At 73.1% G+C, this 1,448-nt stretch carries 1 protein-coding gene and 1 pseudogene; both read left to right on the top strand.

Features of this window, described 5'->3' with window-relative positions; all coding sequences use genetic code 11:
- Nucleotides 1-645: pseudogene (locus GTW67_RS12060) on the top strand (cobyrinate a,c-diamide synthase); the annotation flags it as partial.
- Nucleotides 642-1,391: a precorrin-2 C(20)-methyltransferase gene (cobI, locus tag GTW67_RS12055; protein ID WP_161164804.1), complete on the top strand. Its 750-nt coding sequence runs from the start codon at nucleotides 642-644 to the stop codon at nucleotides 1,389-1,391. The pseudogene GTW67_RS12060 and the gene cobI, both read left to right, overlap by 4 nt.
- The last annotated feature ends 57 nt before the right edge of the window (nucleotides 1,392-1,448 follow it).

Below are 1,448 nucleotides of genomic sequence, written 5' to 3'. Positions count from 1 at the left end.
CCTATGCCCACCCACCACCCGACTCGGTCGGCCGAGAAGTCACCGCAGCGCGTCGCCGTTGCCGGTGGGGCCGCCTTCACCTTTTCCTACGCCGAGCACTCCGAGCTGCTTGCCGCCGCCGGGGCCGAGGTCGTCACCTTCGATCCCTTGCGGGACGAGGAGTTGCCCGAGGGGACGGATGGCCTCGTCATCGGGGGCGGTTTTCCCGAGGTGTACGCCTCCGAGCTGTCCGCCAACGAGGCGCTGCGGAAGTGTGTCGCCGAGCTGGCGTTCCGTGGGGCTCCCGTCGCCGCCGAGTGTGCCGGGCTGCTGTATCTGTGCCGGGAGTTGGACGGGCTGCCCATGTGCGGGGTGCTGGACGCCTCCGCCCGGATGTCGGAGCGGCTGACGCTCGGCTACCGGGACGCCGTGGCCGTGAGTGACAGTGCGCTGGCCGTCGCGGGGACGCGGATGCGGGGGCACGAGTTTCATCGGACCGTCGTGGAGCCGGGGGCCGGGGCCGTGGCGGCGTGGGGGATGCGGGCGCCCGAGCGGCGCGTCGAGGGATTTGTGGAGCGCGGTGTGCACGCGAGCTATCTGCACACGCACTGGGCGTCCGAGCCCGGTGTCGCCCGTCGGTTCGTGGAGAGGTGCCGGACGTCATGAGCAGCAGGCTGGTCGGGGTGGGGGTCGGGCCCGGGGATCCCGAGCTGGTGACCGTCAAGGGCGTCAACGCGCTGCGGGCCGCCGAGATCGTCGTCGTACCCGTGATGGCTGCGTCTGACGGAAAAGACGGCGGCGAGCGGGGGCGCGCCGAGGCGACCGTGCTGCACTACGTGGGCGCCGAGAATGTCGTCCGGGTCGTGTTCGCGCTGAACGAGCGCACCGACCGGGCGCGACGCGAGGCGGCGTGGGACGCGGCCGGGGAGCGGGTGGCGGCGCTGCTGCGGGAGCACGGGTCCGTCGCCTTCGCGACCATCGGTGATCCCAACGTGTACTCGACGTTCACCTATCTCGCGCAGACCGTCGGCGAGCTCGTGCCGGGCACCGTCGTGGAGACCGTGCCCGGGATCACCGCCATGCAGGACCTCGCGGCGCGGTCGGGGGCCGTGCTGACGGAGGGCACCGAGCCGTTGACGCTGGTGCCGGTGACCGCCGGGGCCGCGGTGCTCAAGGACGCGTTGCAGGGTCCTGGGACGGTCGTCGCCTACAAGTTCGGGCGGCAGGCGGCAGAAGTCGCCGAGGCGCTGCGGGAGACCGGGCGGCTCGGTGACGCGGTGTGGGGTTCGGCGCTGGGACTGCCGGAGGAGTCGGTGCGGCCGGCCGCCGAGCTGGACGGGGCGCCGCTGCCGTATCTGTCGACGCTCATCGCACCGGCGCGGCGCGAGGGCGGGCGGGGCGGGAAACTGTGAGCGGCGCCGGGCGCTCACTCGGCGATGCCCACCACCAGCCAGATGAAGGCCGCGCCG

The sequence above is a fragment of the Streptomyces sp. SID5910 genome (assembly GCF_009862125.1).
Taxonomy (GTDB): Bacteria; Actinomycetota; Actinomycetes; order Streptomycetales; family Streptomycetaceae; genus Streptomyces.
This window is presented reverse-complemented; position numbering and strand designations above follow the sequence as displayed.

What these genes read in the sequence shown, in the direction of transcription:
- cobI (WP_161164804.1), top strand. Translation starts at nt 642, where the DNA reads ATGAGCAGCAGGCTGGTCGGGGTGGGGGTCGGGCCCGGGGATCCCGAG.